Source organism: Amaricoccus sp. (assembly GCF_036846665.1).
Classification (GTDB): domain Bacteria; phylum Pseudomonadota; class Alphaproteobacteria; order Rhodobacterales; family Rhodobacteraceae; genus Amaricoccus.
Map to the genome: position 1 here is coordinate 1 of NZ_DAIUBO010000260.1, position 4,908 is coordinate 4,908.

Annotated in this window: 6 protein-coding genes; 3 read left to right on the forward strand and 3 right to left on the reverse strand. The window is 70.5% G+C overall.

Annotated features, from left to right (window positions below; all coding sequences use genetic code 11):
• Positions 1-187: 187 nt before the first annotated feature.
• Positions 188-1,150: an acetyl-CoA carboxylase carboxyltransferase subunit alpha gene (locus V7050_RS18100; protein WP_324370282.1), complete on the reverse strand. Its 963-nt coding sequence runs from the start codon at positions 1,148-1,150 to the stop codon at positions 188-190.
• 84 nt (positions 1,151-1,234) lie between these two features.
• Between V7050_RS18100 and V7050_RS18105 the strand changes: the two genes are divergently transcribed.
• Positions 1,235-1,723, forward strand: a complete 489-nt coding sequence (locus tag V7050_RS18105) for an AraC family transcriptional regulator (protein WP_324370284.1) — start codon at positions 1,235-1,237, stop codon at positions 1,721-1,723.
• Here the strand turns inward: V7050_RS18105 and V7050_RS18110 are convergent.
• Both V7050_RS18110 and V7050_RS18115 read right to left on the reverse strand, forming a co-directional pair.
• Positions 1,710-2,684 (reverse strand): HpcH/HpaI aldolase/citrate lyase family protein, encoded by a 975-nt coding sequence (locus V7050_RS18110; RefSeq protein ID WP_324370287.1) that lies wholly within the window; start codon positions 2,682-2,684, stop codon positions 1,710-1,712. The genes V7050_RS18105 and V7050_RS18110 overlap by 14 nt on opposite strands.
• Positions 2,685-2,732: 48 nt before the next feature.
• Positions 2,733-3,905, reverse strand: a complete 1,173-nt coding sequence (locus V7050_RS18115; RefSeq protein WP_324370289.1) for a MalY/PatB family protein — start codon at positions 3,903-3,905, stop codon at positions 2,733-2,735.
• Positions 3,906-4,005: 100 nt separating this feature from the next.
• Here V7050_RS18115 and def point away from each other — a divergent pair, with 100 nt between their 5' ends.
• Together def and V7050_RS18125 are read left to right on the forward strand one after the other, a co-directional pair.
• Complete coding sequence (gene def / locus V7050_RS18120) at positions 4,006-4,524, forward strand: peptide deformylase (RefSeq protein WP_324375743.1); 519 nt, start codon at positions 4,006-4,008, stop codon at positions 4,522-4,524.
• Between the two features lie 4 nt (positions 4,525-4,528).
• The coding region (locus V7050_RS18125; RefSeq protein ID WP_324410965.1) for a methionyl-tRNA formyltransferase at positions 4,529-4,908 on the forward strand (380 nt) is incomplete at its 3' end.

Here is a 4,908-nt window from a genome sequence, read left to right on the forward strand (position 1 = left end):
CACCTCCCTCGCCCTGCGGCTCGCGCCTCCGGGCGACCGGACCGGGCAAGGCGCCGCCGGCGCCTCGCCTTTTCGGCCCGGGGGAAGGTGGTGCGGGCCGCGCGGGGCGCGGCCTTCTTGCCAGCGCGCCGCCGCGGGAAGCGGCACCTTTCAGGCGCGGGGCGCTGGCAAGGGTGCCTCGGGCCGATCAGGCCACCAGCGACAGCGAGCCCATGTCGAGGAATTTCTTGCGGCGGGCCTTGCGCAGGGCCTCGGGCTTCTTGCCCGAGATCTCGCCGAGCAGCTCGTCGATGGCCGTGCCGACGCGGGCGATCGCCTCGGACTTGTCGCGCTGGGCGCCGCCCCGCGGCTCGGGGATGACGCGGTCGACCACGCCGAGGGCATGGAGATCGGTCGCCGTCAGCCGCAGCGCCTCAGCGGCCTCCTTCATCTTCTCCGCGTCCTTCCAGAGGATCGAGGCGCAGCCTTCGGGCGAGATGACCGAATAGATCGAATGCTCGAGCATGGCGATGCGGTCCGCCGTCGCGAGGGCCACCGCCCCGCCCGAGCCGCCCTCGCCGATGATCACCGAGATCACCGGCACGCCGAGTCCGAGCGATTTCTCGGTGGAGCGCGCGATCGCCTCGGCCTGGCCGCGCTCCTCCGCGCCCTTGCCCGGATAGGCGCCGGGCGTGTCGACCAGGGTGATCACCGGAATGCCGAAGCGGTCGGCGAGATCCATCAGCCGGATCGCCTTGCGGTAGCCCTCGGGCCGCGCCATGCCGAAATTGCGCTCGATCCGGCTCTTGGTGTCATTGCCCTTCTCGAGGCCGATCACCACCACCGGCCGGTCCGCGCGCCGGGCGAGCCCCCCCATCACCGCATGGTCGTCGGCGAAGTTGCGATCGCCGGCGAGCGGCGTCCATTCGGTGAAGAGCGCCTCGATGTAGTCCCGGCAATGCGGCCGGTCGGGGTGGCGCGCCACCTGGCATTTCCGCCAGGGATCGAGGTTCTTGTAGAGATCCTCGAGCAGCGTCGACGCCTTGCGGTCGAGCGCCTCGGCCTCCTCCTCGACCTTCATCTCGGAGTTCTTGCGGCCCATCGCCCGCAATTCTTCCGCCTTGCCCTCGATCTCGGCGAGGCCCTTTTCGAAGTCGAGATAGGTCTGCATCGATCGCTCCCTGCGGTGGCGGGTATATTGACCGCGGACCGAGGGATTGCAACAAGCCGGGCATCAAGCGAAAAGGAGAGGACGATGTATCAGGTCGAGATCGTTAAGCGCCCGGCCCGTCGGGTGGTCGGTCTGGAGCATCGCGGCGCCTATGACGCGATCGGCGGCACGTTCGAACGCCTCGGCCCCGCGATCGAGGCAATGGGGCTCCGGCCCGAGGCGATCGAGCTGCTCGCGGTCTATTTCGACGACCCGGGGGAGGTCGCGGAGGCGGATCTGCGCGCCGTGGCCGGCATCGCGGTGCGCAAGGGCCTGGCTTTGCCCGAGGGTTTCGCGGAGGCGAAGCTCGCGAGCGGCCAGCACGCGGTGCTGACCCTGGCGGGACCCTATGACGGACTGCCGGCCGCCTGGGCCTGGCTCTACCGCGAATGGCTGCCGGCTTCGGAATTCGAGGCCCGCAAGGCCGCGCCCTTCGAGGTCTACCGCAACACGCCGGGCGAGGTCGCGCCCTCGGAGCTCCGCACCGAGATCTGCGTGCCGGTGGCGAAGCGCCGCGGGCTCAGCCGGCGATGAGCTCCGCGGTATCGACGATGACCTTGGCCTGCCGCACCGAGGCGATGTCGATCAGCCGCCCCTTGTAGACGGCGGCGCCCTTGCCCTCGGCTTCGGCCTCGGTCATGGCGGCGAGGATCTCGCGGGCCTCGGAGACCTGGGCGTCGGAGGGCGTGAAGACCTCGTTGGCGAGCGCGACCTGCTTGGGATGGATGGCCCATTTGCCGACCATGCCGAGCGTGGCCGCGCGCCGCGCCTGGGCGCGGAAGGCCTCGTCGTCGGAGAAGTCGCCGAAGGGCCCGTCGACCGGCAGCACCCCGTTGGCCCGGCAGGCCGCGACGATCGCCGCGGTCACGCCGTGCCAGGGATCGCCCCAGACCGGCCCGCGCTCGCCGCCGGCATCCTTGGGCGCGAGCATGTAGTAGTTCTCCTGGGTTCCGCCGATGCCGGTGGTCTGCATGCCCATGGAGGCCGCGTAATCCGCCGCGCCGAGGCTCAGCGCCTGCAGGCGCGGGCTGGCCGCGGCGATCTCGCCGACGTTGGCGAAGCCCGCCGCTGTCTCGATGATCCCCTCGAAGCCGAGGCGCCGGGCGCGGCCCTTGGCCGATTCGATCGCCGTGACCAGCGCGTCGACCGCATAGAGATCCGCCGCCCGGCCCAGCTTGGGGATCATGATCAGGTCGATGCGCTCGCCGGCCTGCTCCAGCAGGTCGACCACGTCGCGGTACCAGAATTCGGTGTCGAGGCCGTTGATGCGCACCGAGAGCGTCTTGCGGCCCCAGTCGACCTCGCCGATGGCCCGGATGATATTGGCCCGCGCCGCCGGCTTGTCGGCGGGGGCGACGCTGTCCTCCAGATCGAGGTTGATCACGTCGGCCGCCGATGCCGCCATCTTGGCGAAGAGCTCGGGGCGCGATCCCGGCCCGAAGAGCTGGCAGCGGTTCGGGCGGGTGACCGGGCTCGGCTGGGTCGTGAAGCTCATATGCGGATCTCCGGCAAGTGTCAGGGTCGATCGGATCGGTGGCGGCTGCTATTGCAGGTCGGCGAAGGCCGCCTGCAGGCGGGTGACGGCCTCGCGGATGCGCGGCCGCGGCATGGCGAGGTTGAAGCGCAGGTGTCCCGCGCCGCCGGTGCCGAAGGCCGGGCCGTGGCTGGCGGCGATCCTGGCGCCGCGCTCCACGCGGCCGGTGAATTCCTCCGTGGCCATGCCGGTGCCGGAGAAATCCACCCAGGAGAGATAGGTGCCCTGCATCGGCATCATCCGCACCCCGGGGATCGCGTCGAGCCCGGTGCCGAAGACCTCGGCATTGCCGGCGAGATAGGCGCAGAGCGCGTCGATCCAGGCGTCGCCCGTGGCATAGGCCGCGGTCGCCATCAGCATGCCGAAGCGGTTGGGCGAGGTGCCGGTGGCGCGATGCGCCGCGCCGAACCGGGCGCGCAGCGAGGCGTCCGGGATGATGACATTGCCGGTTACGGTGCCGGCGATGTTGAAGGCCTTGGTCGTCGCCGTCAGCATGACCAGCCGGTCGAGGCAATCCGGCGCCGCCAGCGGCATGGGGATGTGGCGGTTGCCGGGATGGATCAGATCGTGATGGATCTCGTCGGCGACGAGCAGCAGGTCGTGGTCGCGGCAGAAATCGGCCAGGGCGCGCAGCTCGTCCCTGTCCCAGACCCGCCCGCCGGGGTTATGGGGCGAGCAGAGCACGACCATGCGCTCGTGCCCCTTGAGCGCGCCCGAGAGCGCGTCGAGATCCATCCCGTAGCGCCCGTCGCGCAGGACGAGCGGTGATTCGACCACTTCGCGCCGGTTGGCGCCGATGATCCGGGCGAAGGCATGATAGACCGGCGTGAAGAGGATCACCCCGTCGCCGGGCTCGGTGAAGGCGCGCAGGCAGATCGCGAGGCCGGCGACGATCCCGTGGGTCGTGGCGATGGCCGAGGGGTCGACCTCCCAGCCGTGGCGGCGCGCCATCCAGCCGGTGATCGCGGCCTTGTAGTCGCGCTCGTCGCCGAAATAGCCGTGCACGCCATGGGCAACCGCTGCGGCGAGCGCTTCGTTGACCGCGCTCGGCGGGCGGAATTCCATGTCCGCCACCCACATCGCGAGGCCGTCTTCGGGCGAGATGCCGTAGCGCGCCTCCATTTCGTCCCATTTGTCGGAATGGGTTCCGCGGTTGTCGATGATCTCGTCGAAATCGAACATGGGTGAGCCCTGCCTTTCGGCGCGACCTTAGCGTTCTGGTGCGCCGCAGCAAGCCCGAAGCCGTCTTGTCAAGCGATGGGCGATTCCCTAAGTCGCCGCCATGGCATTGCGACCGATCCTGATCCTTCCCGACCCCCGGCTGCGCAAGGCGGCCGAACCGGTCGGCGCCGTCGATGCGGGCCTGCGCCGGCTGGCCGAGGACATGCTAGAGACCATGTACGAGGCGCCGGGGATCGGGCTCGCGGCGACGCAACTCGGCATCATGAAGCGGCTTTTCGTCATGGATTGCACCGGGGAGGACGAGACGCCCGCGCCGATGGTCTTCGTCGATCCCGAGCTGGTCTGGGCTTCCGAGGAGGAGGTCGTCAGCGAGGAGGGATGCCTCTCGATCCCGGAGGTCTACGAGAACGTCTCGCGCCCGGCGCGGGTGCGCCTGCGCTGGCGGGATCTCGACGGCGCGCGCCAGGAGGCCGAGTTCCGGGACCGGCCGGCAGTCTGCGTGCAGCACGAGCTCGACCATCTGGAGGGCCGGCTCTTCATCGACCATCTCAGCGCGATCAAGCGCCGGATGATCACCAACCGCATGAAGAAGCTCAAGCGGGAGAAGGAACGCGCCTGATCCCATGCGCCTGATCTTCATGGGTACGCCCGCCTTCGCCGTGCCGGCGCTCGACGCGCTGGTCGCGGCGGGCCACGAGATCGCCTGCGTCTATACCCAGCCGCCCCGTCCCGCCGGCCGCGGTCAGAAGCTCCGGCCGAGCCCGGTCCAGGCGCGGGCCGAGGCGCTGGGCCTCTGTCTGCGCTGCCCGGTGTCGTTGCGCGACCCCGAGGCGCTCGCCGCCCTGGCGGCGCTCGGCGCCGATGCGGCGGTCGTGGTGGCCTATGGCCTGATCCTGCCGCCGGCGGCGCTTGCGGCGCCGAAGCGCGGCTGCCTGAACATCCATGCCTCGCTCCTGCCGCGCTGGCGCGGGGCGGCGCCGATCCAGCGGGCGATCATGGCGGG

Excerpts from the sequence above, each read along its gene's own strand:
- V7050_RS18100 (WP_324370282.1), bottom strand. The coding sequence starts at position 1,150 with ATGCAGACCTATCTCGACTTCGAAAAGGGCCTCGCCGAGATCGAGGGC.
- V7050_RS18105 (WP_324370284.1), top strand. The coding sequence starts at position 1,235 with ATGTATCAGGTCGAGATCGTTAAGCGCCCGGCCCGTCGGGTGGTCGGT.
- V7050_RS18110 (WP_324370287.1), bottom strand. The coding sequence starts at position 2,684 with ATGAGCTTCACGACCCAGCCGAGCCCGGTCACCCGCCCGAACCGCTGC.
- V7050_RS18115 (WP_324370289.1), bottom strand. The coding sequence starts at position 3,905 with ATGTTCGATTTCGACGAGATCATCGACAACCGCGGAACCCATTCCGAC.
- def (WP_324375743.1), top strand. The coding sequence starts at position 4,006 with ATGGCATTGCGACCGATCCTGATCCTTCCCGACCCCCGGCTGCGCAAG.